The sequence below is a fragment of the Bradyrhizobium sp. SZCCT0148 genome (genome assembly GCF_018129985.1).
In the GTDB taxonomy this organism is placed as follows: domain Bacteria; phylum Pseudomonadota; class Alphaproteobacteria; order Rhizobiales; family Xanthobacteraceae; genus Bradyrhizobium; species Bradyrhizobium japonicum_H.
Genome location: NZ_JAFCKT010000002.1, coordinates 587,526 through 610,675, shown reverse-complemented (window position 1 = coordinate 610,675; position 23,150 = coordinate 587,526). Strand labels below are relative to the sequence as shown.

At 64.2% G+C, this 23,150-nt stretch carries 15 protein-coding genes and 1 pseudogene; 7 read left to right on the top strand and 9 right to left on the bottom strand.

Annotated elements, in window-relative coordinates:
- Positions 1–20: 20 nt before the first annotated feature.
- The 5 genes from JQ580_RS11230 to JQ580_RS11210 all read right to left on the bottom strand — a co-directional run bounded on the left by JQ580_RS11230 (position 21) and on the right by JQ580_RS11210 (position 5,142).
- On the bottom strand, positions 21–887 hold the full coding sequence (locus JQ580_RS11230) for a beta-keto acid cleavage family enzyme (protein ID WP_212280102.1): 867 nt from the start codon (positions 885–887) through the stop codon (positions 21–23).
- A gap of 191 nt (positions 888–1,078) precedes the next feature.
- Positions 1,079–1,879 (bottom strand): AraC family transcriptional regulator, encoded by an 801-nt coding sequence (locus JQ580_RS11225; protein WP_212280101.1) that lies wholly within the window; start codon positions 1,877–1,879, stop codon positions 1,079–1,081.
- A 174-nt stretch (positions 1,880–2,053) separates the two neighbouring features.
- A complete protein-coding gene (locus JQ580_RS11220; RefSeq protein WP_212280100.1) occupies positions 2,054–2,710 on the bottom strand; it encodes a glutathione S-transferase family protein in 657 nt (218 codons plus the stop codon).
- Entirely contained in the window at positions 2,710–3,873 is a 1,164-nt protein-coding gene (locus JQ580_RS11215; RefSeq protein ID WP_212280099.1) for an acyl-CoA dehydrogenase family protein, read from the bottom strand. Before JQ580_RS11215 ends, JQ580_RS11220 begins: the two co-directional genes overlap by 1 nt.
- 132 nt (positions 3,874–4,005) lie before the next feature.
- Positions 4,006–5,142, bottom strand: coding sequence for an acyl-CoA dehydrogenase family protein (locus JQ580_RS11210; RefSeq protein WP_212280098.1), 1,137 nt, complete (start codon positions 5,140–5,142; stop codon positions 4,006–4,008).
- A 267-nt stretch (positions 5,143–5,409) separates the two neighbouring features.
- On the opposite strand from JQ580_RS11210, the gene JQ580_RS11205 reads away from it, so the two are divergent.
- Both JQ580_RS11205 and JQ580_RS11200 read left to right on the top strand, forming a co-directional pair.
- A complete protein-coding gene (locus JQ580_RS11205; protein WP_212280097.1) occupies positions 5,410–6,960 on the top strand; it encodes an acyl-CoA synthetase in 1,551 nt (516 codons plus the stop codon).
- Between the two features lie 77 nt (positions 6,961–7,037).
- Positions 7,038–8,261, top strand: a complete 1,224-nt coding sequence (locus JQ580_RS11200; protein WP_212280096.1) for an ABC transporter substrate-binding protein — start codon at positions 7,038–7,040, stop codon at positions 8,259–8,261.
- Positions 8,262–8,380: 119 nt separating this feature from the next.
- On the opposite strand, the gene JQ580_RS11195 is transcribed toward JQ580_RS11200, so the two are convergent.
- Both JQ580_RS11195 and JQ580_RS11190 read right to left on the bottom strand, forming a co-directional pair.
- Positions 8,381–9,871 (bottom strand): glycosyltransferase family 2 protein, encoded by a 1,491-nt coding sequence (locus tag JQ580_RS11195; protein ID WP_212280095.1) that lies wholly within the window; start codon positions 9,869–9,871, stop codon positions 8,381–8,383.
- A gap of 48 nt (positions 9,872–9,919) precedes the next feature.
- Entirely contained in the window at positions 9,920–10,690 is a 771-nt protein-coding gene (locus JQ580_RS11190; protein WP_212280094.1) for a helix-turn-helix domain-containing protein, read from the bottom strand.
- 183 nt (positions 10,691–10,873) lie between these two features.
- On the opposite strand from JQ580_RS11190, the gene JQ580_RS11185 reads away from it, so the two are divergent.
- From JQ580_RS11185 to JQ580_RS11175, 3 genes and pseudogenes are all read left to right on the top strand, one after another.
- Positions 10,874–13,135: a marine proteobacterial sortase target protein gene (locus JQ580_RS11185; RefSeq protein WP_212280093.1), complete on the top strand. Its 2,262-nt coding sequence runs from the start codon at positions 10,874–10,876 to the stop codon at positions 13,133–13,135.
- 101 nt (positions 13,136–13,236) lie between these two features.
- A pseudogene (locus tag JQ580_RS11180) lies at positions 13,237–13,805 on the top strand (class GN sortase).
- Positions 13,806–13,966: 161 nt separating this feature from the next.
- Positions 13,967–14,956, top strand: coding sequence for a glycosyltransferase family 2 protein (locus JQ580_RS11175; RefSeq protein ID WP_212280092.1), 990 nt, complete (start codon positions 13,967–13,969; stop codon positions 14,954–14,956).
- 11 nt (positions 14,957–14,967) lie between these two features.
- Here the strand turns inward: JQ580_RS11175 and JQ580_RS11170 are convergent, their stop codons facing one another.
- Positions 14,968–16,614 (bottom strand): glycosyltransferase family 2 protein, encoded by a 1,647-nt coding sequence (locus tag JQ580_RS11170; protein WP_249134085.1) that lies wholly within the window; start codon positions 16,612–16,614, stop codon positions 14,968–14,970.
- Between the two features lie 197 nt (positions 16,615–16,811).
- On the opposite strand from JQ580_RS11170, the gene JQ580_RS11165 reads away from it, so the two are divergent.
- Entirely contained in the window at positions 16,812–19,031 is a 2,220-nt protein-coding gene (locus JQ580_RS11165; protein WP_212280090.1) for an acetate--CoA ligase family protein, read from the top strand.
- A 197-nt stretch (positions 19,032–19,228) separates the two neighbouring features.
- Positions 19,229–20,059 (top strand): MlaD family protein, encoded by an 831-nt coding sequence (locus JQ580_RS11160; protein ID WP_212280089.1) that lies wholly within the window; start codon positions 19,229–19,231, stop codon positions 20,057–20,059.
- Between the two features lie 31 nt (positions 20,060–20,090).
- Here JQ580_RS11160 and JQ580_RS11155 read toward each other — a convergent pair whose 3' ends face one another.
- The gene (locus JQ580_RS11155) at positions 20,091–23,063 is read right to left on the bottom strand and encodes an autotransporter outer membrane beta-barrel domain-containing protein (RefSeq protein ID WP_249134084.1); all 2,973 of its coding nucleotides are present in this window, start codon (positions 23,061–23,063) and stop codon (positions 20,091–20,093) included.
- Positions 23,064–23,150 lie beyond the last annotated feature (87 nt).

Here is a 23,150-nt window from a genome sequence, read left to right as displayed (position 1 = left end):
CGGAACGACGGAGTGTGTGACTACCTGTTCGTCCCAAAGATATTCCGCGCCTCGGCGGGGCTTGCGATCTCGCGGCCCGCGCGCCTTGCGCAGGCGGCGATGGCCTCGATCAACTGGCCGTTCGAAGTCACTTTCTTGCCGTCGGCGAGATAGAAAGTGTCTTCGAGACCGGTGCGCAGGTGGCCGCCGAGCTCGGCGCAGCGCTGATGCAGCGGCCAGATCTCCTCGCGGCCGATCGCGGTGACCTGGAACTGCGCCTCGGGCCGCTTCAGCTTGATCAGGATCGGCAGCAGTTCGGGATCGGCGGGCATGCCCGACGCGACACCCATGACAAAATTATATTCGAGCGGTCCCTTGTACATGCCGACCTGGGTGTACATGCCGACGCAGCGGACGATGCCGACGTCGAAGCATTCGAACTCGGGGATGGTGCCGACCGCGTTCATGACGTCGAGATAGTCCTTCACCTTCTCGACCGCGTTGTCGAACATCATGGGCGGCCACGCCCAGCTGTTGTCGGCCTTCACCTTCAGATAGTTCAGCGAGCCGGCGTTGCAGGCGGCGATCTCAGGCCTGGTCTCGCGAATGCAGTCGAGCGCGCCAGAGTAGTTCGGCCCCGATACGCCCGAGGTGTGATTGATGATCACGCCCGGACAGGCCTCGCGGATCGCCTGCTGGATTTCCTTGCTGACGGCAACTTCCCAGGACGGCAGGTGTCCCTTGCCCGGCGCCTGCTGGCGCAGATGGATGTGCATGATGCTGGCGCCGGCATCGAACGCAGCCTTGGCCTCGCGCGCCATTTGCTCGGGCGTGACCGGCACGTTGTGCTGCTTGGGGTCGGTGAGCACGCCGTTCAGCGCGCAGGTGATGACGGCCTTGTCGCTCATGCCAAAAATGTCTCGCACGTTGAGAATTCAACGTTTGCGATCATGTGATGCGCGGCATGCGGCTTCTTGCGCGGAGAAGCTGGAAAAACGAGATGCCGTAGGGTGGGTTAGCCGAAAGCGTAACCCACCTCTTTGGATTCAGCAGAGACAGAAGTGGCACGTTACGCTTCGCTAACCCACCTCACGAAGCATCAACTCGCCTCTGCGAGCCGCACCGTCTCGGTGCTGCGGTAGATCGCTAGGTCGCGCGAGCCGACGAAGATCGCGCGGGGCTTCAATCCGTAGAAGCGGCGGATCGAATGGCTGAAATGCGTGGAGTCGGGATAGCCGATGTCCTGCGCGAGATGGGCGAGGTTGAGATCCTGATTGGCGAAGTGCAACAGATGCCGCGCGCGCTTCCAGGCGCGGAAGGAACGGAACGAGATGCCGGTCTCTTCCTTGAACAGATGCAGGAAGCGCGAGGCGGAGAGACCTGCTTCGGCTGCGCAGGTATCGGCCGTCACCGGCTCGCCGGAGAAGCGCCCGATGCGCGCAACCGCGCGCATCACGCGAGGATCGAGCACGCGCCGCGGCAATGCCTCGCCAAAGCACATCTCATCGAACTCGGCGGTCGTGATGTCGCCATAGCGGCGCTGGCGCAGCAGCGCGTAGGCGGCCAGAATCTTGCGGGCATAGGCGGCCTTGTCCGGCCCCCGCAGCCGCTCGGCCAGGGCCTCGATCACGCCATCCGGCATGCTCTCCGGCTCCAGCGTCACGCTGATGACGGTGCGATAGTCGCTGGCGATGGTGTGGCGCTGGTTCGGCAGGGTCACGATCAACTCGTCCGACGTCTGGACGTCGTCGAGCGTCAAAAGCAGGCTGCCTTTCACCGCAACATAGATATGGCAGCAGCCGGGGGTCCGCTTGCGGGGGCGACCGAGCAGACCGGCATAGAATACCCGCTCCGGCGTGATCAGCATCAGATGGTCGGATTCGCGACCTTTATCTTCCATTGGGATCCTCCTCGCGCGGCTCTCTGGCCGCTGCGGACGAAGGTCACCTTAGCGGAAATTTGGGCGCTGTCACGACGCGATAGCGCTGTCATGGCGCAAAGCGTTGGCATTCCAGGACGGCGCTGTGCCAGCCCGGAACCACAATTCAGGCTCGGAGTCCCGACCTGCGGAGGGTCACGCCCTCGCGCGCGGTGCAACATTCTGCTCGGCGCCAGCCTTCTGTTCCGCAACAACTGCGCGCTTGAAGCCGTCGCGCTGCTGCAGACGCGCCCAATAGGCCGCGACATTTGGCCCGAAATCCTTGGCGAGCCCGATATTGTCGGCCAGCCGAAGCGCATAGCCGATCACGATGTCAGCCGCGGTGAAGCGGCCAGCGCACAATGTTTCAGCATTCCCCGTCGCTGCCTCGACGGCGCGCAACCGGCCCAGAAACCATTTCGCGTAATCGCCGGCGACCTGCGGGTTGCGGCGTTCCTCCGGCTCGAGCTGGGTGTAGCGGAGCACAAGCGTCTGCGGGAAGGTTAACGTGGCGTCGCTGAAATACATCCAGTTCAGGAAGGCGCCATAGGCGGGATCCTCGGGGCCGACCATCAGCGGTGTCGGACCGTGCTTGATGCCGAGATAGTGGCAGATGCCGGAGGATTCGGTCATCTTCGTCTCGCCATCGACCATGAAGGGAATCGTGCCGAGCGGATTGAGCGCGAGATATTCCTTGGCGAAGACCCGCGGCGGGAACGGCAGCATCTTCAGCTCATAGGGCAGCCCCATCTCCTCCAGCATCCAGAGCGGACGGAAGGAGCGCGCCGAGTCGCAATGATAGAGCGTGATCATCAGGAGCTTCCTTTGCTGCCGGGCAGCGTGCCCATCATCTTGCACAGAACCATCAGCATGACCTCGTCGGCTCCGCCGCCGATCGAGGTCAGGCGGCTATCGCGATAGGCGCGGCTGACCGGCGTCTCGTTGGTAAAGCCCATTCCGCCCCAATATTGCAAGCAGGCGTCGGTCAGCTCGCGGCCGAGCCGGCCGGCCTTGAGCTTGGCCATGGTGGCGAGCTTGGTGACGTCCTCGCCGGCGACCAGTTGCTCGGCGGCGCGATAGATCAGTGCGCGCAGAAGCTCGACCTCGGTCTGCATCTCCGCCAGCTTGAAGTGCACGACTTGGTTGTCGAGGATGCTCTGGCCGAAGGCCTTGCGGTTGCGGGTGTATTCGATGGTCTCGTTGATGATGTATTCATGCGACTTCAGGCAGGCCGCCGCGCCCCAGAGGCGCTCTTCCTGGAACTGGATCATCTGGTAGGTGAAGCCTTTGCCCTCATCGCCGATCCGGTTGCGCTTGGGCACACGGACTTCGTCGAAGAAGATCTGCGCGGTGTCGGACGAGCGCATGCCCATCTTGTCCAGCTTGCGGGCGATGGTGACGCCCTTGCTCTTCATGGGCACGCAGATCAGCGACTTGTTGCGGTGAACCGGCCCGTCACCGGTGTTGGCGAGCAGGCAGATCCAGTCGGCCTGGGTGCCGTTGGTGATCCACATCTTGCCGCCGGTGATGACGTAGTCGTCGCCGTCGGAGCGCGCCTGGGTCTTGATCGAGGCGACGTCGGAACCCGCGCCGGGCTCGGAGACGCCGATGCAGGCGACGAAATCGCCTGAGATTGAGGGTGCCAGGAACTCGCGCCGCACTTCGTCCGAGCCGAACCGGGCCAGTGCGGGCGTCGCCATGTCGGTCTGCACTCCGATCGCCATCGGCACGCCGCCGCAGGTGATGGCGCCGAGCTCTTCAGCCATCATCAACGCATAGGAGTAGTCGAGGCCCGAGCCGCCGAACTCCGCGGGCTTGTTCAGACCGAGGAAGCCGAGGCTGCCCATCTTCTTGAACAGCTCGTGCGCCGGGAAGATGTCGGCCTTCTCCCAGTCATCGACGTGAGGATTGATCTCGTTGGCGATGAACTTCTGCAGGCTTCGGCGGATATCGTCGTGGTCGGCGGTGAATAGCATTTTGTCAGCTCAGCTCTCGGTATCTCTGATGTGCTCGTCATGGCCGGGCTTGGCCCGGCCATCCACGCCTTCGTCACGCGGTAGCAAGAACGTGGATGCCCGGGACAGGCCCGGGCATGACGGAGGAGACATTCACAGCCCCATCTGCCGACTTGCCAGATCCTTCATGATCTCCTCGGTGCCGCCGCCGATGGCGTTGACCTTGACCTCGCGGTAGATGCGCTCGGCCTTGATACCGCGCATGAAACCGGCGCCGCCGAAAATCTGCACGGCCTCCGAGGCGCAGGAGGCCATGGTCTGCGTCGCCTGGTTCTTCATCATGCAGATTTCCGCAACCGGGCTCTCGCCCTGCTCGAGCCGCCACGCCAGCATTTCCAGCATCGCCTGGCTTGCGGCGACCTTCTGCGCCATGTCGACGATCTTGTGACGAATGACCTGGTGTTGCGCCAACGGCTTGCCGAAGGTCTTGCGTTCCTTCGCATAGGCGATCGCCTCGTCGAGGCAGACGCGGGCGAAGGCGGTGCAGCCTGCCGCCATACCCATGCGCTCGCTGTTGAAATTCTGCATGATGATCTTGAAGCCCTGGCCCTCTTCGCCGATCAGATTTTCGGCGGGCACGCGGCATGCGTCGAAATGCAGCGTCGCGGTGTCGGAGGCCCACCAGCCCATCTTCTTCAGTTTCGTTCTGGACAGGCCGGGCGTGTCGCCCTCGATCAGCAGCAGGCTGACGCCGCCGGCGCCTTCGCCGCCCGTGCGCACCGCAACTGTCAGATAATCGGCGCGCATGCCTGAGGTGATGAAGGTCTTCTCGCCGCTCACGACGTAGTGATCGCCGTCGCGCCGCGCTTTCGTCGCGAGGTTCGCGACATCGGAGCCGCCGCCGGGTTCGGTGATCGCAAGCGCCGAGATCTTGGCGCCTGACAGCACCTGCGGCAGCACGCGTGACCTCACCTCGGGCCGTGCCGCCCGCGCAATCGGCGGCGAGCCGATGGTGTGGCTCATCAGGCTGGCGCTGACGCCCCCGGCGCCCGCTCGCGCCAGTTCCTGGCTGGCCACGATCTTCATGAACTGGTCAGCGGCGATCCCGCCATATTCTTCAGGGAATCCCAATCCCAACAGGCCGATCTCAGCCGCCTTGCGGTACAGCGCGCGCGGGAATTCGCCGGCCTCGTCCCAGTCATGGGCAAACGGGGTGATCTCTTTCTCGACGAAGCGGCGCATCATGTCGCGGAAGGCGTCATGCTCGGCGGTATAGAACGGGCTCTTCATCGCAGTCTTGCCTTGCGGACGGATTCGTCTCGCTCACCATGGCCGGAACATTGGCGGCTCACTTGCGCAGAGTGGCTGACCGGCGAACCACTCTCATGGCACGCTACGGCCTAGCAACTCAACGCAAGACGATTTTACCCCCTCGCGCGCCAACTCCTCATCAAAAAGAAGTCGATGCACCAACTCCGGCTGGCCCCCAGGGCCGCGCCGGGCATGTTGCACGACAATTTGGGACGCGGGCGGCACACGTCGCCGAGGGAGGAATTCTTGGCCGTTCGTTACTACGACTGGATCGTTCATCATGGCCGCCGTACCCCTGACAAGGTCGCCGTGATCGACCTCGCGAGCGAGCGCCGCTTCACCTATGCGCAGCTGGACCGCCGCGTCTCGCGCCTCGCCTCACTCCTGCGCCACACGCTAAACATCTCACGCGGCGACCGCGTCGCAGTGCTGGCACTGAACACGACGGATACTCTGGAGGTGCAGTTCGCCTGCGGCCGCCTCGGCGCGATCTTCGTGCCGCTGAACACCCGGCTCACCGTTCCCGAGCTTCAGTTCATCACCGCCGATTGCGCGCCAAAGGTGATGATCCATGACACGGATCTCGCCGAGACCACGCTTGCCGTCGCAAAGCTCTGCGGCATCGCGACCAGCCTGCTGCTCGGCCCCGGCGGGTCCTACGAGGCCGGTATCGCGGCAGCAAAGCCGCTGGAGACGATCGAGCAGGTCACGCTCGATGACGTCTCGACCATCATGTACACATCCGGCACCACGGGGCATCCCAAGGGCGCAACCATCACCCACGGCATGACCTTCTGGAATTGCGTCAATCTCGGCGGTCCCGCCTGCATCGGACCGGCCTCGGTGCTGCTCACCGTGCTGCCGCTGTTCCACACCGGCGGGCTCAATTGCTACACCAATCCGGTGCTTCATGCCGGCGGCACCGTGATGATCATGCGCGCGTTCGATCCCGGGGCCGCGCTCGGCCTGATCAACGATCCTGCCCAGGGTATCAACGTGTTCTTCGGCGTGCCGGCGATCTACCAGTTCATGGCACAACACCCTGCCTTCGCGACGACCGACCTCAGCCGGCTCATCGTCGGCGGTGTCGGCGGCGCACCGATGCCGGTGCCGCTGCTGAAGGTGTGGGAGGCGCGCGGCGTCGCGCTCCAGCAGGGTTACGGCATGACCGAGACCTCGCCGGCGGTGCTGGTGCTCGACCGCGAGGACGCGGCGCGGAAAGCGGGATCCGCCGGCAAGCCGGTGCTGCACACCGAAGTGCGCATCGTGCGGCCCGACGGCACCGATGCCGATGTCGGCGAACTCGGCGAGCTTTGGGTGAAGGGACCCAACATCACGCCCGGCTACTGGAACAGGCCGGACGCGAACAAGACCTCCTTCACAGACGGCTGGCTGCACACCGGCGATGCGACGCGCGTCGACGAAGAGGGCTTCTATTACATCGTCGATCGCTGGAAGGACATGTACATCTCCGGCGGCGAGAACGTCTATCCAGCCGAGGTCGAGAACGTCCTGCACCAGCTCAACGCGATCGCGGAAGCCGCGGTGATCGGCCTTCCCGATCCGCAATGGGGTGAAGTGGGCCTTGCCATTGTTGCGGTCAAGCCGGGACAGAAGCTGACCGAGGCCGATGTCTTCGCGCATTGTGCGGCCAATCTGGCGCGTTTCAAATGCCCACGCCAGATCCGCTTCGTAGAGGCGCTGCCGCGCAATGCAACGGGCAAGATCCACAAGCCGACCCTACGCAAGGAGTTCTCGGTGGCCTCCGAAGTCGACAAGACAGCCGTCAACGCCTGAACCCAAGCGCCCCTCGCGGGCGCTTTTCTTTTTTTGAAGTGCCTGCCCAACTCAACAAGAAACCCCAAGGAATTTCCATGAAGAACAAGAAACTCGTCCTGCTCGCCGCGGCAACTGCCCTGACATTGCTTTCCACCCAGGGTGCCTTCGCGCAGAAGAAATACGACACTGGCGCCAGCGACACCGAGATCAAGATCGGCAATGTCGAGGCCTATTCCGGTCCCGCTTCGGCCTACGGCATCATCGGCAAGACCGAGGAAGCCTATTTCAAGATGATCAACGACCAAGGCGGTATCAACGGCCGCAAGATCAACTGGATCTCCTATGACGACGGCTATTCGCCGCCCAAGACCGTGGAGCAGGTCCGCAAGCTGATCGAGAGCGACGAGGTATTTTTGATCTTCAACGCACTGGGCACGCCGACGCAGACCGCCGTGCAGAAGTATCACAATGCCAAGAAGGTGCCGCAGCTGTTCCTCGCCACCGGGGCCAGCAAGTGGAACGATCCCAAGAACTTCCCCTGGACCATGGGCTTCCAGCCCAGCTACCGGGTCGAAGCCCAGATTTTCGCCAAGTACATCCTAAAGGAGAAGCCGGACGGCAAGGTCGCGATCTTCTATGCCAACGACGATTTCGGCAAGGATTACCTCGCCGGCATCAAGGACGTGTTCGGTGACAAGGCCTCCAAGATGATCGTTGCCGAGGAGAGCTACGAAACGTCGGAACCGTCGATCGACGCCCATATCGTCAAGCTCAAAGGCACGGGTGCCGACGTCTTCGTCAACATCGCGACCCCGAAATTCGCGGCGCAGGCCATCAAGAAGATCGCCGAGCTGGAATGGAAGCCGATGCACCTGATGACCGACGTCTCGGTGTCGATCGGCGCGGTGATGAAGCCCGCCGGTCTCGAGGCCTCCGAAGGCGTGCTGTCGGCCGGCTATCTCAAGGACCCCTCCGATCCGCAGTGGAAGGATGACGAGGGCATGAAGAAGTTCATGACATTCATCGACAAGTACATGCCGGGTGCCAACATCTCGGACGCAAACCTGGCCTATGGCTACGCGGCATCCCAGACCATGGTGCAGGTGCTGAAGCAGGCCGGCGACAATCTCACCCGCGAGAACGTCATGAAGCAGGCTGCGAGTCTCAAGGACTTCGCCCCCGATACCCTGATCCCCGGGATCAAGGTCAACACCTCCGCCACGGACTTCGCGCCGATCGAGCAGCTCAAGATGTGGCGCTTCAAGAAGGGCCAGTGGGAGTTGTTTGGCGATATCATCAGCGCCGAGACCGGAGGCTAGTTTTCGCGCACGCCCCTGTTCGACAATCCGGAGCCGTCCCATCAGGGGCGGCTCGACTCGGAGGTGGACTAGCGGCCCACGGCATGATCTTCGCGGAAGTCGCAAGGCACTTTTCCAGATCATGCTCTAGGACTGGATCGAACTCCGGTAACCTGGCTCACCTCAATGGACGCCACGGAAAGCCCAAGACGGCGGGAATCGCCAATCCCCGTCAACACTGGGCATGACCACGCAAGGATAGCGACGCCTGATGGCGGCAGATCGAGGTCGATCGCGTAGCTGTCGGCTCCGATGGCGATTGCGGAGGCATCTACGCGCACGCCCTCGAGATAGAAATGCGCACCGATCTCGCGCAGCGGTGCGCGCAAGGCAGGGCTTCGGATCAGGACGGTGTTGCGACCCGCGCTGCCCTGGATGCGAACGGCGGCCTGCGGCTCGCTCCAGCGGAAGACGTGCCCGGCTGAGGATTCGAGACCATGAAATCCGGCTTGCCCGAGAACGCGATCTCCCAAGAATTTCGCCGCCGGCCCGGCGTGGCCACGCATGCGACGAATGCATTCAAGCCGCTGCAGATGGATCAACGCGGCAATGTAGCGCCTCATCCATCGCGCAATTGCGTCGCTTGACCCGATCACCGTCAGCGCGCTCAGGCCGAGATACGCCTGCATCACGGCCAGTCGCGCGGCGATGCGAACGAGGCGATCGCCAAAGAAAGCCAATCTACCCCAGCGCCAGAAGGCGCGCAGCTTTTCATCGGGCCGCTTCCATCCGCGGCCTTTGAAGCTGTAATGCACGAGCGCCTTCAACGCCGCGCGGGCGAGCGATACGTCGAACCCGGCCCATTCCACCCATTCGACCGGGACTTCGAGCAGCTCGCTGCCGGGATCGCGCCGCGCCTCGCCGAGATAGCGGATCTCGCCCTCGACGAAATCGAGCGTAAAGGTCCTGAGCTCGCCGATTTCGCCGATGTAATAATGATGGAAGCGCGCCTCCTCGAGATAGCCGATGGCATGGCCTTTCGCGTAATAGGCGGCGGCCAGCACCCATTCGGCGAAATGGCCGAGCTCCTCGCGCAGGCCTCCGCATTCCCAATAGACGTCGCGCCGCGTCACGAAGCACTGGTCGAGCACCTTGCGCCAGGGATGCTGCCTCATGCCGAATTCGATATCGGCCTGGTACATCGCGGCTTCGGCTTCCGAGAGCCTGTTATGACAGATCGGCACCGACCGACAGGAGAAGGCGGCCCAATCGGGATGCGCGTCGATCGCGCGGAGGCACAGCTCGATCACGTCGGGCTCCGGCCGGCAATGCGACTCCGTGAAGAACAGATAGCTGCCACGGGCCTTGGTGGCGCCGAATGCGCAGAGCCCGATGTCGTGATCCGAAGCGGTGAATTCCAGGCGCGCCTGTCCGCCGGCCTGCGCCTTCAGCTCTTCGCGCGCGACGAAATCCGGCGGCACGACCAGGATGATCTCGTAGAGCGATTTGTCGACGGTCTGCGATGTCCAAGCGACCCAGGACTGCTCCCATTGCCCGCGATGATATTCGAGCGGGATGATGATGGAGAACAGCGGAGCCTTGCCGCCGTATCGCGCGGACGCGTCTTGCATGCCCTCTTATAGACGCATACCACGCCATTCCGGACGAATTCTCGCGGACTATAGCGTCAAAAACAGCGCGAACGATTCCTCGACCGTGCGATGCAGGTGCTTTCGATACAAGGCGTGGTTGGCATCCTCGGGCCCGACCCGCCCCAAAGACGGCTTCGGGACGTTGCGGAGCGGCACGTAGGCGATCGGCGCCGCGATCGGCGTCAGCTGCGAACCAGGACCGGCGCGGAGCGTCGAGATGATTCCATACATCTCGCCGGCGACCGTCGGCCGCGACACCGTGATCACGCGATGCTGGCCGTGCTTGATGATGACGAGGTAGATGAAGCCTGACTGATGCGGGACGGCGACCTCGCCGGTGTGCTCGTAGGCCGAATCGGTCCGATCCCCCTCGCGGAAGACCAGCGAAGAGACCTTTGGCTCCCAGACGATCTCGGTGCGGTACGCGAAGATCGCCTCCTTGTCGCCGAACGACGGCCGCAACGTGACGTAGACGTCCTCGAGCCAGGTCACGGCGCGATGCGCATAGGAGCCGAGGCTGTCGGGAGCGACATCATTGGCGGCCTGAGGCGCCGTCACGACCGGGTTGTTGCGCAAGGAGACGCCCAGCGCCTGCTCTAGCCGGACCGTCGTCGCCAGCGTGAACGGGCGCCGGCCGCCGAGCACCTTCTCGAGCGTCGACAGGCTCAGCTTGGCCTGCTCGGCCAGCGTCTGCCGGGAGATCCGGCGCCTGGCGAGCTCCTCGCGAATGGTCTCGGCGATCTCGCGGCTTTGCTCGTCCGAAAGCTGCTTGTCGGTGATCTTGTCCTGCATCTGCATCGCTGGCCCTGCTCCACGGCCACTGTAGCAGGGCGGACAAACCAGCACAAAACCACACATGAGCGCCCCACGGCGGCCTGCCCGGGCCGGCCGCGGCGGAACATGACCGATCATTCTGCTCGCGAAATCGGGCCCTCCCGGCGAATGCTCCGAGCCAGCAAACGTCCCCTCCGGAGCAGACCCATGGACACCTACGACACGGCTGACAACGACGAGCACCCCATGTTGAAGGCGCTGATCAAGCTCGGGTTGTTTCTGCTCGCCCAAGGCGTCGCGGTGATGCTGATGGCCTTCGTGGCCCTGCTGGTCAGTTTCGGGACCAGTTGGTCGGCAACGATCGAGCAGGCGAGCCTGCTTCAGCCCGGCGACGCCAAGTCCGGCTCTCTGCTCCTGAAGGATGATGGCGCCACCACCGAAGCGATCCGCCTCGGCACCGACATCGACGTCACGGTTTCGGGCCCGACGCTGCGCGCGCGCGTCACCCAAATCTTCCGCAACCCGACCAAGGACTGGGTCGAGGCAACCTATGTCTATCCGCTCGCGACCGGCGGCGCCGTCGATACGCTGAAGATGGTGGTCGGGGGCCGCGTCATCGTCGGTGACATCAAGGAACGGCAGCAGGCCCGCGTGATCTACGACGAGGCGCGCCGCGCCGGCCGGAAGGCGGCCCTCACCGAGCAGGAACGGCCGAACATCTTCACCAATTCGGTCGCCAATATCGGGCCCGGCGAGACCGTGCTGGTGCAGATCGAATATCAGGAGCCGGTGCATCAAAGCGGCAACGAATACACACTGCGCCTGCCGCTGGTGGTCGGACCGCGCTACAATCCGGCGCCGATCGTGCAGAGCGTCGACTTCCGCAAGGACGGATCGGGCTGGGGCGCGGCGACCTCGGATCCCGTGCCGGACCGTGACCGCATCTCGCCGCCCGTGCTGAATCCCGCCAGCAATGCACCGGTCAATCCAACCAGCATCGCGGTACGCCTGAAGGCCGGCTTCGCGCTCGGCGAAGTCAGAAGCCACCACCATAACGTCAAGATCGAGAGCCCGGAGAGCGCGACGCGGATCGTCACGCTTGCGGATGGCACCGTGCCGGCGGACCGCGACTTCGAGCTGACCTGGAAGCCCGCCGTCGAGACGGCACCGTCGGTCGGCCTGTTCCGCGAACGTGTCGGCGACGCCGACTATCTGCTCGCCTTCGTCACCCCGCCCGGCGCCGAGCAGGCGACGCAAAAGCCGCTGCCGCGAGAGGTCGTGTTCGTGATCGACAATTCGGGCTCGATGGGCGGAACCTCGATCGTCCAGGCCAAGGCGAGCCTCGCTTACGCTTTGTCCCGGCTCCAGCCGACCGACCGCTTCAACGTCATCCGCTTCGACGATACCATGGACCTTCTGTTTCCGGCTTCCGTCCCGGCCGACGCGGCCCATGTCGGCGAGGCGACCTCGTTCGTGAGTGCGTTGCAGGCGCGCGGCGGCACCGAGATGGTGCCGGCGATGCGCGCCGCGCTGGCCGACAAGCTCGGCGACACCGGCATGGTTCGCCAGGTCGTCTTCCTGACCGACGGCGCGATCGGCAACGAGCAGCAATTGTTCGAAACCATCACGTCGATGCGCGGCCGCTCGCGCATCTTCATGGTCGGCATCGGGTCGGCGCCCAACACCTATCTGATGACACGCGCCGCCGAGCTCGGCCGTGGTGCCTTCACTCATATCGGCTCCGTCGAGCAGGTGGAGGAGCGCATGCGCGGCCTGTTCGCCAAGCTGGAAAATCCGGCCGTGACCGGGCTCACCGCGAAATTCTCCGAGGCCAAGGCCGACGTCACCCCGGCGATCATCCCCGACGTCTACCGCGACGAGCCGCTGGTGCTGGCGGCGAAGCTCGACAAGCTTGCAGGCTCGCTCGAAATCAAAGGACGCGTCGGTGATCGTCCATGGTCGATGACGCTGCAGCTGCAAAATGCCGCCGAAGGCAACGGCCTGTCGAAACTCTGGGCCAGGCGCAAGATAGGTGACGCCGAAGTGGCGCGCGCGATGCGCGAACTCGCACCGGAGGCGGCCGACAAGGCGATCCTGGCGCTGGCGCTCGACCATCAGATCGTCACGCGCCTGACCAGCCTCGTCGCCGTCGACAAGACGCCGAGCCGGCCAGAAGGCGCGCCGCTCAAGCTCAGCGAATTGCCAATCAACCTGCCGGCCGGCTGGGACTTCGAGAAAGTATTCGGCGAACGGCCGCAGATCCCGGCACAATTGCGTGAACGCCATGCCGATGCGCGTAGCTCGCCGGCGGCGCGGCGTCCGGCTCCTGCATCGCCCGATGCGATCCGTCTGCCCAAGACGGCGACCTCGGCCGAGCTGAAGATGATCGCGGGTCTGATCCTGATCGTGCTCGCCCTAACCCTGTTCGTGTTCAACCGGCGTCGGCTCTTGCTCACCGACGCCGCTTGAGAGAGGAGCCTCCCCGAACTCCTCTGTTAGCGCGCGCGGTCGCCCGTCCCGTACACAACGGCCGCGCGCGCCTTTTTGGGTCATTGCTTACGTAGCGACAAATGCCTCGCCTCTTATCCCCCCTGGTTCTGGCCCTGGTCGGCCTCATCTTGTTCGGCGACGGCGCCTACATCCACGCCAAGGCGTGGCTGGCGCAAGCGCTGCTGGAGCGCGCCTTCGACAGAAGCGTCGCAACGGGCGAGGTGATCAAGCCATGGTCATGGGCCGACACGTGGCCGGTAGCGCGGATCGAGGTGAAGCGGATCGGCGCCAGCGCCATCGTTCTGGAAGGCACCAGCGGCCAGGCGCTTGCCTTCGGGCCCGGCCATATCCCCCAAACGGCTGACGCCGGCGAGCGCGGGGTTGCCGTATATGCCGCGCACCGTGACACACATTTCCGCTTTCTGCGGCGTGTATCCGTCGGAGACGTCATTGACATCACACGCCGCGACGGCAAACATTTCCGCTACCGCGCGGACTATTCGGCCGTCGTCCGTGAGACGCCTCGGGCATCGATCCCGCGGCGCAGAGCGTGGAACTCGTGCTTGCGACGTGCTGGCCGTTCGATGCCGTCACGCCCGGCCCAGAGCGTTACGTCCTGCATGCCACCTCGATCGAAACAAGTGAATAGCCGTTCGCAATCCGCCTGTTGCGGATCGATCGAGCATCCCCAAATCACGCCGGACCTGCCGGAGCATCGCGTCAACGGGCGCTTGAACTGGCGCTGCCGGCCGGAGACCTATAAGAATGGCCCATTGATTTATACGTTGTGATTTTCTGAAAGACCGATAGATGGACGAGTTCAGGCAGCGCCTCGAGCAGCGGTTGGAGCAGCTCGAAAATCGCGTCGCGCTCCTGGAAAGGAATCTGGATCTCGTCGCCGCCGGGCAAAGGCGATCTTCGCTGCGCAGCCTCTGGCGGCGTCCGCCGATGTGGACCTTCGAGCAATATCCGCCGCGCCTGCTCAACCTGACGGCTTTCCCGCCGCCTCCTCCGATCGGCGAGAACCCACCGCGGATCGCGATGGTCACGCCGAGCTACAACCAGGGGCAATATCTCGGCGCCACGATCGACAGCATCGTCGGCCAGAACTATGCGAACCTGCATTACCACGTCCAGGACGGCGCCTCGATCGACGGCACGGTCGATCTCCTGAAGAGCCGTGGCGAGAGCATCAGCTGGAAGAGTGCGCCTGACAATGGGCAGTCACACGCCATCAATCTCGGCTTCGCCGGCATCCACAGCGAGATCATGGCCTATCTCAACAGCGATGACATGCTGCTGCCGGGGACGTTGGCCTATGTCGCCGACTACTTCACGTCGCATCCGCATGTCGACATCGTTTATGGCCATCGCGTCTTCGTCGATCGCGATGGGCTCGAAGTCGGCCGCGCCGTGCTGCCGCCCCATGACGGACGCGCGCTGCAATATGCCGACTATATTCCTCAGGAGACGATGTTCTGGCGCAAGCGCGTGTGGGACAGGATCGGACCAATCGACGAAAGCTTCCACTACGCAATGGACTGGGACTTCATTCTTCGCGCGCAGGAAGCGGGGTTTAATTTCGTTCGCCTGCCGCGATTCCTCGCCTGCTTCAGAATTCATGATGCCCAGAAGACGGCATCGACCTACGCGATCGGCGTCAGGGAGATGGGCATCTTGCGACGCCGCACTCTCGGATTCGATCCGACCCAGTTGCAGATCCGCAGCGCCATCGCTCCCTATCTCGCGAGGCAGGTGGCCTTTCACTACGCTCACAAGCTGGGCCTGCTACGGTATTGAACAGGCGGCGATCACCGACCTCGCGTCGCGCGAACATCGTGATCGAGCCAGATCCGCTCGAGACCGATGCCGAGCGGGCGCGCGTCGGAGCTCAGCCCGAGATCCGCCGGCGAGCGTGGATCAGATAGCGAGAGGCTGATGGTCAACGTCCCGTCGGCGGCAATCGCGGCCGGATCGAGCGTCAACCTGCGCGAGCCTGCGAACGCCTCTCTCGAGAATGTCAGCTGCTGCGGCGCTCCGTTGCCGACGCGGCAAACCGCCCGCAACTGCGGATTGTTGTCGGACACGAAGGCCCGGCATGCCAGCACAAGCTCGACCGGTCGTGACGGAACGGGATTGACCTCGAAGCGGAGCACGCAATTTTTGGCAATGGACCAGGTGCCCCATTGCTCCGGATCACTCCATCCCTCGATCAACGCCGCAACACCAGCTCCGCCATGTGCGAAGTCGAGCTGCTTTGCGCCCAGAACCGGCAAGGACTCGGGAGCCTTCAGCTCGGTCGGATCGAGCGGTCCCTGATCCGGAACGAACTGCGCGAGCACACGCACTGCATCCGCGATCGAATTGAGCCCGAGCGCCCAACCGTCCAGCTCGTAAAGCACGCGGTTCTGCCCGATGACGGAAACACCCTTGCCTGGCGGCGGCCGATCCGCAAGGCGGGCCGGAATGATGATGTCGGCGACGTCGAATCCATGCGTGCGCGCGAGTTCGCCGATGGTCTGCACGGTTCGATCATACAGCGGCGGTCGATGGTTGATGTCGGTCGCGAGCGCCTGTGCCAGCGCCTTGAAGTCGAGCCGCACATCATCGTCATTCGCCAGCAACAGGCGTTTGAGGACAAGCATGTCCTTGGCAATGAAGAGCTGGAGAGCATTGAGATCGGGGAGTTGGGGCTCGTCGTCGATGGGCCCGAAATCGCGCGATCCGCGCGGCGTCTCGAGCAGGTCAGTGGTCTCGAAGAACAGCGCGTGACCGGTGCTATGCTGCGAGAAGCCGGCCATGCTCAGAGGCCGCGACAGGCGGACGAAACTGTCGGTGAGCGCAGCATTGGCGATACCGGACGCCACGTCGGGCGACAGGCCAATGAAATAGCGGCCACAGGCCGCTCGCATCCGGTCGATGACGCTGCGGCGGACGAACGAATTGTAGATCATCGGCAGGTGCGCATAGTGGGCCTGGAACCCGACGATGCGCGCCAGCTCGCGTCGCGACGAGACGCGCCTTGCCGATGAAGTCAGGTCGATCTCGGCGAGCAGCCGGTTGCGGAAGGCCGGGTGATAGTAGCCCGGCCAATAGTAGGTGTAGGCGTCCCAGCTCAGGAGATTGATCCTTCGGCCAGCGAGCATCTCCGATGCCGTGGCGCATGCATAAGGCATCAACCCGTCGTCGTCGCCGAGGAAGGCGATGTACTCGCCTGAGGCGTGGCCGAGCGCCGACTCCCAATTGTCGGTCATGGTCAGAACGGTCTCGCTGGCAAAATGCCTGAAGCGATCGTCCTGGAGATCTGCGACCATCTTCGCGATCTCGGGATTGCCACCATTGTTCTGAACGATGAATTCGCAATCTGCATGCGCCGGCTGGCACGCCATGGTCGCGAGCGCGTGGCGAAGCGTGTCGGGACGATCGAGGGTCGGCACCACGATGGACAGCAGCGGCATGACTACCATTGGGAAGAATGAGGGTGGCGATTCCTAGCATCTTGCCGGACCGTTCGCACTTTCGCCAAAAGTCTGCTGATGCTAGCCTTGTCGTCACGTCCTGCCCATTCCGTCTCGCGGCATGGAGCGGCACGATCAGCCCCGAAGCCGGCGCGCATCGGCGCGTTGCAACAAGAACAAGAAGTGAAGGGAAGCGCATGGAAGCTCAAGTGCCCGCCGCATCGGTTTCTCCGCGCCCCTGGTCTCCATCGCCCGACGCCGGAGACATCGTCAAGGGCATCCACGCCATGCTGCACCCGCACAACATCGTGCTGGTGGGCGCGACCGACAAGCCCGGCAATTATGCCGAACGCATCTGGAATAATCTGATCAAGTACGGGTATGAGGGCGGCCTCTATCCGGTCAACGCCAAGCGGGAAACCATCTGGGGCGTGCCTTGCTACAAGGACTTCGCAAGCCTCCCGGAGAAGCCCGACCACGTTCTGGTGCTGGTGCCGGCGCGCTTTGCGGTGCAGGTGATCCGCGACGCCGCCGCAGCCGGCGCACGGTCGGCCACCATCGTCACCTCCGGCTTCAGCGAGCTGCAGGACGAGGAAAGCCAGAAGCTCGCAGCCGAGTTGCAAGCGGCGATACGCGAGACGGGACTTGCCGTCACCGGTCCAAATTGCCTCGGCAATCTGAGCGCTGGCGAAAAGCTCTTCACCAACATCGACGACCGCGTCGTCACCATGGAGCAGGGAGCGGTGGCGATCGCCGGGCAGTCCGGCGCCATCGTCATGGCGATCCGCCAGGCGCTGGAGGATCGCGGCGTCGGTGTCGGGTACATGGTGACATCAGGCAATGAGGCCGGACTCGAGACGCCGGACCTGATGCGCTATTTCGCCGAGGATCCGAGCATCAAGGTGATCGTCGTCTATCTCGAGGGCGTGCGCAACACCAAGGCGTTTCGTGACGCATGCAAGGCGGCGCGCGCCGCGAGCAAGCCCGTGATCGCGCTCAAGCTCGGCGCCTCGGAAGGCGGCCGCGCCGCGGCGATGGCCCACACCGGCGCGCTCGCGGGCTCGATCGAGACGTTCGACGCCGTCGCGACGCGCGAAGGGGTGATCCGGGTCGGCGGCCTCGACGAGCTGATCGAGACCACCGAGTGCTTCGTTCATTCCGCCGTGCCCAAGGGCGACCGGCTCGCCGCCGTCACGCTGTCGGGCGGCAAGCGCGGCATGCTGCTGGATGCCTTCTATGCCGAGGGCCTGAACTTTGCGCCGCTGAGCCCGCATGTCGGCGCCGAATTGGCGAAGATGCTCGGGCCGGGCTCAATCGTTGGCAACCCGCTCGACGCCGGCTTTGCAGCGGTGGTCGATCCCTCCGTCTATATGAAGTCGATCAAGCTGATGATCGACGATCCCGATATCGACATCGTCATCGTCGATGCCGAACTGCCGAAGGCGCCGCACGAGCTGCGAGAGCGCAATTTGCGCATCGTCGACGAGATGGCGCGCGAGGGCGGCAAGCCCGTGATCTATATCAGCGCGATGTCGATCGGCTTCACCGAGTTCACCAAGACGTTGCGCAAATCGCTGCCGCATCTCGCGGTCATGCAGGGCATGGACCGCGCGGTGACCGCGATCAAGTCGCTGCTCAACTACGCCAAGCTGCGCAAGGAAGTGCCCGATATCGTCTCAAGCTCGAAACCCGCCGCGCGCGCCGTGCTGGAGAAGGCGCTGACATCGGCCAGCGGTGCCGCGCTCGACGAGGTTGCCTCGAAGAAGCTGCTGAAGGCCTACGGCATTCCGATCTCGAAGGAAGCCATCGCACAGACGGCGGCCGAGGCGGTGAAGATCGCCAAGCAGATCGGTTTTCCGGTCGTGGCAAAACTCGTCAGCGCCGAGATCCTGCACAAGTCCGACATCGGCGGCGTGGTGTTGAATCTGAACAGCGCCGCCGAGGTCAAGAAGGCGTTTGCCGACATCACCGCACGGGTCGCGAAGCTGAAGGGCAAGCCGAAGCTCGACGGCATCCTGATCGCACAGCAGGTCAAGGCCGAGCTGGAACTCGTGGTCGGTGCCTCGCTCGATGCCGAGATGGGGCCGGTCGTGCTGTTCGGCACCGGCGGCATCGACATCGAGCTGATGAAGGACGTCGCGCTCGCCGGTGCGCCGCTGGACGAGGCCGAGGCGCGGCTTCTGATCGGCCGCACCAAGGCCGGGATCAAGCTGCGCGGCTATCGCGGCAAGCCGGCCCTGCACGAAGCCTCCGCGGTAAAGGCGCTAGTCGGCCTGTCCAATCTGATCGCGGATGCCGGCGACCGGATCGCATCGATCGACATCAATCCGTTCCTGATCAATACCAGGACGGGCGTCGCCGTCGACGCCCTGATCGTCCTCAACAACGCCGCGGCAAGGCGCGCGTCAGGGCACTGATGTCGCGCGGCGCCGCAGGGCGAATCGACGCAGCGTCATTCCCCGATTGAGTGGAAGGAAGAAGTGGGGGGTTACGCTGCCGCCTTCGCTTTTCGAGCGACGTCGGACGAGTCTTTAACCCGCCCGTCCTAATATTGCGGCCCGAGCCCCATCCGGGCTCCTTCCAACTTCCCTGCTTTGGCCGTAAAACCTCCCGCATGGCACGCGCGAGTCATCTGGTGATTGGAACGGCGACGCTGGCGGCGATCGCCGTGGCGTTCGGCGGCGTGCTCGGCGTGCAGAAATGGCGAACCATCCAGAGCCGCAGCCAGTTGCGCGTGGTATTCGAGGGCGGCTCGGCCTCCGGACTGCGCCGCGGCGGACCGGTCAATTTCGACGGCGTGCCCGCGGGCCAGATCCTGTCGATCAAGCTGGACAGTCCGCGCAGGATCGTGGCGCTGGTGATGCTCGACAATACTGCGCCGATCCGCAAGGACACCGTAGCCGGCATCGAGTTCCAGGGCCTCACCGGCATTGCCGCGATCTCGCTGATCGGTGGCGCGCCTTCCGCGCCGCCGGTGCCGCTGGACGCGGACGGCGTCCCCGTGCTGACGGCCGACCTCAGCGACGCCGAGACCATCGTCGACACCCTGCACAGCGTCGACCGTACGATCGTCAGCAACGCCCCCGCGATCAAGGAGGGCCTGCGCACGTTCGAGGATTACACCGCCGACCTCCGGAGCAAGGGCGGCGAAATCGACTCCGTCATGGCCAAGGTCGACAGCGCCTTCGCGGGCTTCGACAAGGCTGTCACGAGGATCGAGGGCGCAGTGCCCGGCTTCGTTGACGGCAAGGCCGACGAACTGTTCGAAAAGATAAAGGGGCTGCACGAGCTTGCCGACACCATGAGGAAGAAATCGGCCGGCTATCTCGAAGACATCCGCCGCTCGCTGCTCGACGTCAGCGAGGCCGCCAACAAGATGAGCGGCACGCCCACGCCCGCCGCAGCACCGCGCCCGCCGCGCAAACCGCCACAGAAGAAGCAGTGACGCTCTTTCCGCCTGATCCAGCAACCACGCCTCACCAGGCGTAACGTACGATGCCCTTGCCGGCGTAGGAGCGGGTGAGGTTCGAGAACTCGCCCTCGAAGGTCGCAGACGCGGACCAGCCGTTCATCCAGTTCATCTGCGCCGACGCCGAGGTCAGAGCGGAATCACGCGCCTGCGCGGCACCGTTCACGACGAAGGCCGATCCAGGCAGCGTCTGGAACACCGCGCCGACGGTGCGGTCCGGGTTGTAATCATGCGCCCAGGCGAGCCGGCCGCGCAGCGTCACCAGGCCGCCGGCCGCGGCAAACGACCTGTCCGCGCGCAGGCCGAGTTCGGTGCGGGTGCTGGTCACGTCCTTGGCGGCATAGTTGAGCGCGAAGACGTTGCTGCCGACCACGGCTGCCTCTGCATAGCTCGGGAGGCTGAACAAGGTGGCCTGGAGCGCGGCATAGGGCGTGACGCCGGCCCATTGCATGGCATAGCGATAGCCGCCCTCGATGCGGCCCGACAAGGCGTTGGCGTTGAACTGCGCCCGCAACTGGTCGTAACCGGCGGCCGTCACGACGCGGTTGGTCGTGACGTCCTGCCAGCCATAGGCAAGCGCCGCGGTGATGTAGGTAGGTCCCGCCGAATGACGCACGAAGGCGCCGGCCTGGAACAGATCCGAGCGCCCCCAGCCGAGCCCGTTGACGTTGAAGCCGGTGCCGCCGCCGGCAAGCGCAAAGCCCGCAATCGTCGATGGCGAGAAGCGGTAATCGAGGCCCACGGCCGTGCCGTAGACGCTGCTGCTCGTGGTGTTCGAGCCGAGGCCGGCATTGCCGTCGGTGGTCTGCGAGCCGCCGTAGCCCGCCGCCCACACGTCCCAGCGCTGCTCGAACGTTGTCGCCGGCGCCTTGCGGTCAATCGAGGCGAAGGCGTTGCGCGCATTCTTGTCATGCGGGCCCTTGCCGGTCGTGGCATAGGGATTCGCAGTTGTCTCGTCGGCATAGGGCGTCGCGCCCGATACACCGCTGCGCCCCGCACCGACGACGTCGGTCAGCAGGCTCATGAACAGGTTCATCGCATTGAACGTCGTCTGTTGCGATCCCGTTGCAGGCTCGCCCGAGGCCTGCGTCAAGCCTTGCGGCGTGAGGTTGGCGAGTGCAACAGGCAGGCTGCCGGTGGTGTTGAAGATTCGCGTCAGGACGTTGGCGACATTCTGCTGATTGATGTTGAGGCCCCCGCCATAGCCCAAAGCGAGATCGAGGAAGACGTTGTTGGGATCGTAGCTCAGCGTCGCATGCAGGTTCGGCGACAGACCCATGACAACCGGATTGAACGTGTCGGGCAACGTGTTCGCGGTCAGGATCGTATATTGCTTTGCGATCGTGCCGATCGGAACGACCGCGACGGTTGCGCCATTGAGCGTCGAGGTTCCGGTCACGACTGCGATGCCGTTGCTCGCACCGGAGACCTGGACCATGTAGGTCGACGCGCTGGTCAAGGTGAGATCGCCGTTCACGTTGAGCGTGCCGGTCGGAAGACCCGGCGCCACCGTGCCGCCATTGACGTTGACGGTGTTGACGTTGCCGACGCCACCAAAAGTGCCGCCGGTGGCGACGCCCACATTGCCGTTGATGGTGCCGGCGAGAATGAGCGCGCCGCCCAACACGTTCCAGTCCTGGCTGCCGGTGCCGGTCACGGTCCACGTCGAGCTGTCGACCTTGTTGAAGGTCGAGAAGCCATCGTATTGGAGACCGACGCCGATCAGACCGAGGTCGAATGTGTCCTTGCCGGTGCCGCCGAGTTGGAACGTGTCGGTGCCGGAGGCGAGCACCTGGCCGTTGATCACACTGCCGGGGCCGAGCGTGAGCGTGTTGTTGCCGCAGCCGCAGAAGTCGATTGCGACGGCGCCGGATGCACCGGCGTTGATGGTGCCGGAGTTGAAGACGCTGCCGCTGTTGCTCACCAGGATGCCCGTGCCGTTGGCGCCGACGGTGATGGTGCCCGTGTTGACGATCTGGTTGATCGTCGAGAACGCACTGACGTCCACGCCGACGCCGAGCGCACCGACGGTGATCGTCCCGCTGTTGGTAACGAAGTTGGAATCGCCGAGCACGATGATGCCTTCGACACCGTCGGCGCCCGTGATTTTTCCGGCGTTCGTGATCGTGGAGGACGAGCCGCCATAGACGATACCGCCGCCGCCCGGGCCGACATTGATCGTACCGCTTTGGCTGATCGTTGCCCGGTCACCCTGCATCGAAATGCCGGCGGATCCGCTTCCACCCACGTTGATCGTACCGCCGTTGGCGACCTTGGAATCGTCGCCCTGCACGGCAATGCCGACGGCAAAGTCGCCGGCCGTGATCGTGCCGAGATTGCTGGCGGTCTGGACGTTACCTTGCAGGAAGATACCAGCGGCATTCTGCCCGACCGTAATTGTGCCGGTGGCGGTGTTGGTGACCAAATTGTTGTTGCTGATCGCCAGGATGCCGCCGGAGAGGCCGCCGGAATCGCCGACCGTGATCGCGCCGGCATTGCTGATCGTCGCGCGGCCCACCGCGAAGATGCCGCTGCCGCCGTCGCCCCCCGTGATCGTTCCCGTCGCGGTGTTGGTAATCGTGTTGTTCTGCCCGGCGAAGACGCCGGTGCCCGACAGGCCGACCGATAGTGCGCCGGCGTTGGTGACCGTATTGTTGTCGCTGACCGAGATCGCGGCGCCGTTGTCGCCCGTCGTGATCGTCCCGGCATTGGTGATGACGTTTTGATTGATTGCCTGGATGCCGAGACCGTTGCCGAGCACCGTGATGATGCTATTATTCATCACCGTGCTGGAATTTCCGACGGCGATACCGGTGAGGCCCGCGCCCGCCGACACGGTCCCGCTGTTGGTGACGCTGCTCGTATCGTTGACGCCGATCGAGACTGCGCCGTTGTCGTTCACGGTCGCGCCCGAGAGCACGTTGATATTGAGACTGTCGATGCCGGCTCCGGCCTGAAAGCCGTCGGTGTCCGTACCCATGCAGGTGACAGTCTGGCCGCTCGTGGCCGGATCAGGCGTGCAAGCCGCATAGGCCGGCGACGCACGGAGAGTCAGCCCCAACAGGAG

Bases quoted from the DNA above. Each gene is read 5' to 3' on its own strand.
- JQ580_RS11230 (WP_212280102.1), bottom strand. From the start codon at position 887: ATGAGCGACAAGGCCGTCATCACCTGCGCGCTGAACGGCGTGCTCACC.
- JQ580_RS11225 (WP_212280101.1), bottom strand. From the start codon at position 1,879: ATGGAAGATAAAGGTCGCGAATCCGACCATCTGATGCTGATCACGCCG.
- JQ580_RS11220 (WP_212280100.1), bottom strand. From the start codon at position 2,710: ATGATCACGCTCTATCATTGCGACTCGGCGCGCTCCTTCCGTCCGCTC.
- JQ580_RS11215 (WP_212280099.1), bottom strand. From the start codon at position 3,873: ATGCTATTCACCGCCGACCACGACGATATCCGCCGAAGCCTGCAGAAG.
- JQ580_RS11210 (WP_212280098.1), bottom strand. From the start codon at position 5,142: ATGAAGAGCCCGTTCTATACCGCCGAGCATGACGCCTTCCGCGACATG.
- JQ580_RS11200 (WP_212280096.1), top strand. From the start codon at position 7,038: ATGAAGAACAAGAAACTCGTCCTGCTCGCCGCGGCAACTGCCCTGACA.
- JQ580_RS11195 (WP_212280095.1), bottom strand. From the start codon at position 9,871: ATGCAAGACGCGTCCGCGCGATACGGCGGCAAGGCTCCGCTGTTCTCC.
- JQ580_RS11190 (WP_212280094.1), bottom strand. From the start codon at position 10,690: ATGCAGATGCAGGACAAGATCACCGACAAGCAGCTTTCGGACGAGCAA.
- JQ580_RS11185 (WP_212280093.1), top strand. From the start codon at position 10,874: ATGGACACCTACGACACGGCTGACAACGACGAGCACCCCATGTTGAAG.
- JQ580_RS11175 (WP_212280092.1), top strand. From the start codon at position 13,967: ATGGACGAGTTCAGGCAGCGCCTCGAGCAGCGGTTGGAGCAGCTCGAA.
- JQ580_RS11170 (WP_249134085.1), bottom strand. From the start codon at position 16,614: ATGCCGCTGCTGTCCATCGTGGTGCCGACCCTCGATCGTCCCGACACG.
- JQ580_RS11165 (WP_212280090.1), top strand. From the start codon at position 16,812: ATGGAAGCTCAAGTGCCCGCCGCATCGGTTTCTCCGCGCCCCTGGTCT.
- JQ580_RS11160 (WP_212280089.1), top strand. From the start codon at position 19,229: ATGGCACGCGCGAGTCATCTGGTGATTGGAACGGCGACGCTGGCGGCG.
- JQ580_RS11155 (WP_249134084.1), bottom strand. From the start codon at position 23,063: ATGGGTACGGACACCGACGGCTTTCAGGCCGGAGCCGGCATCGACAGT.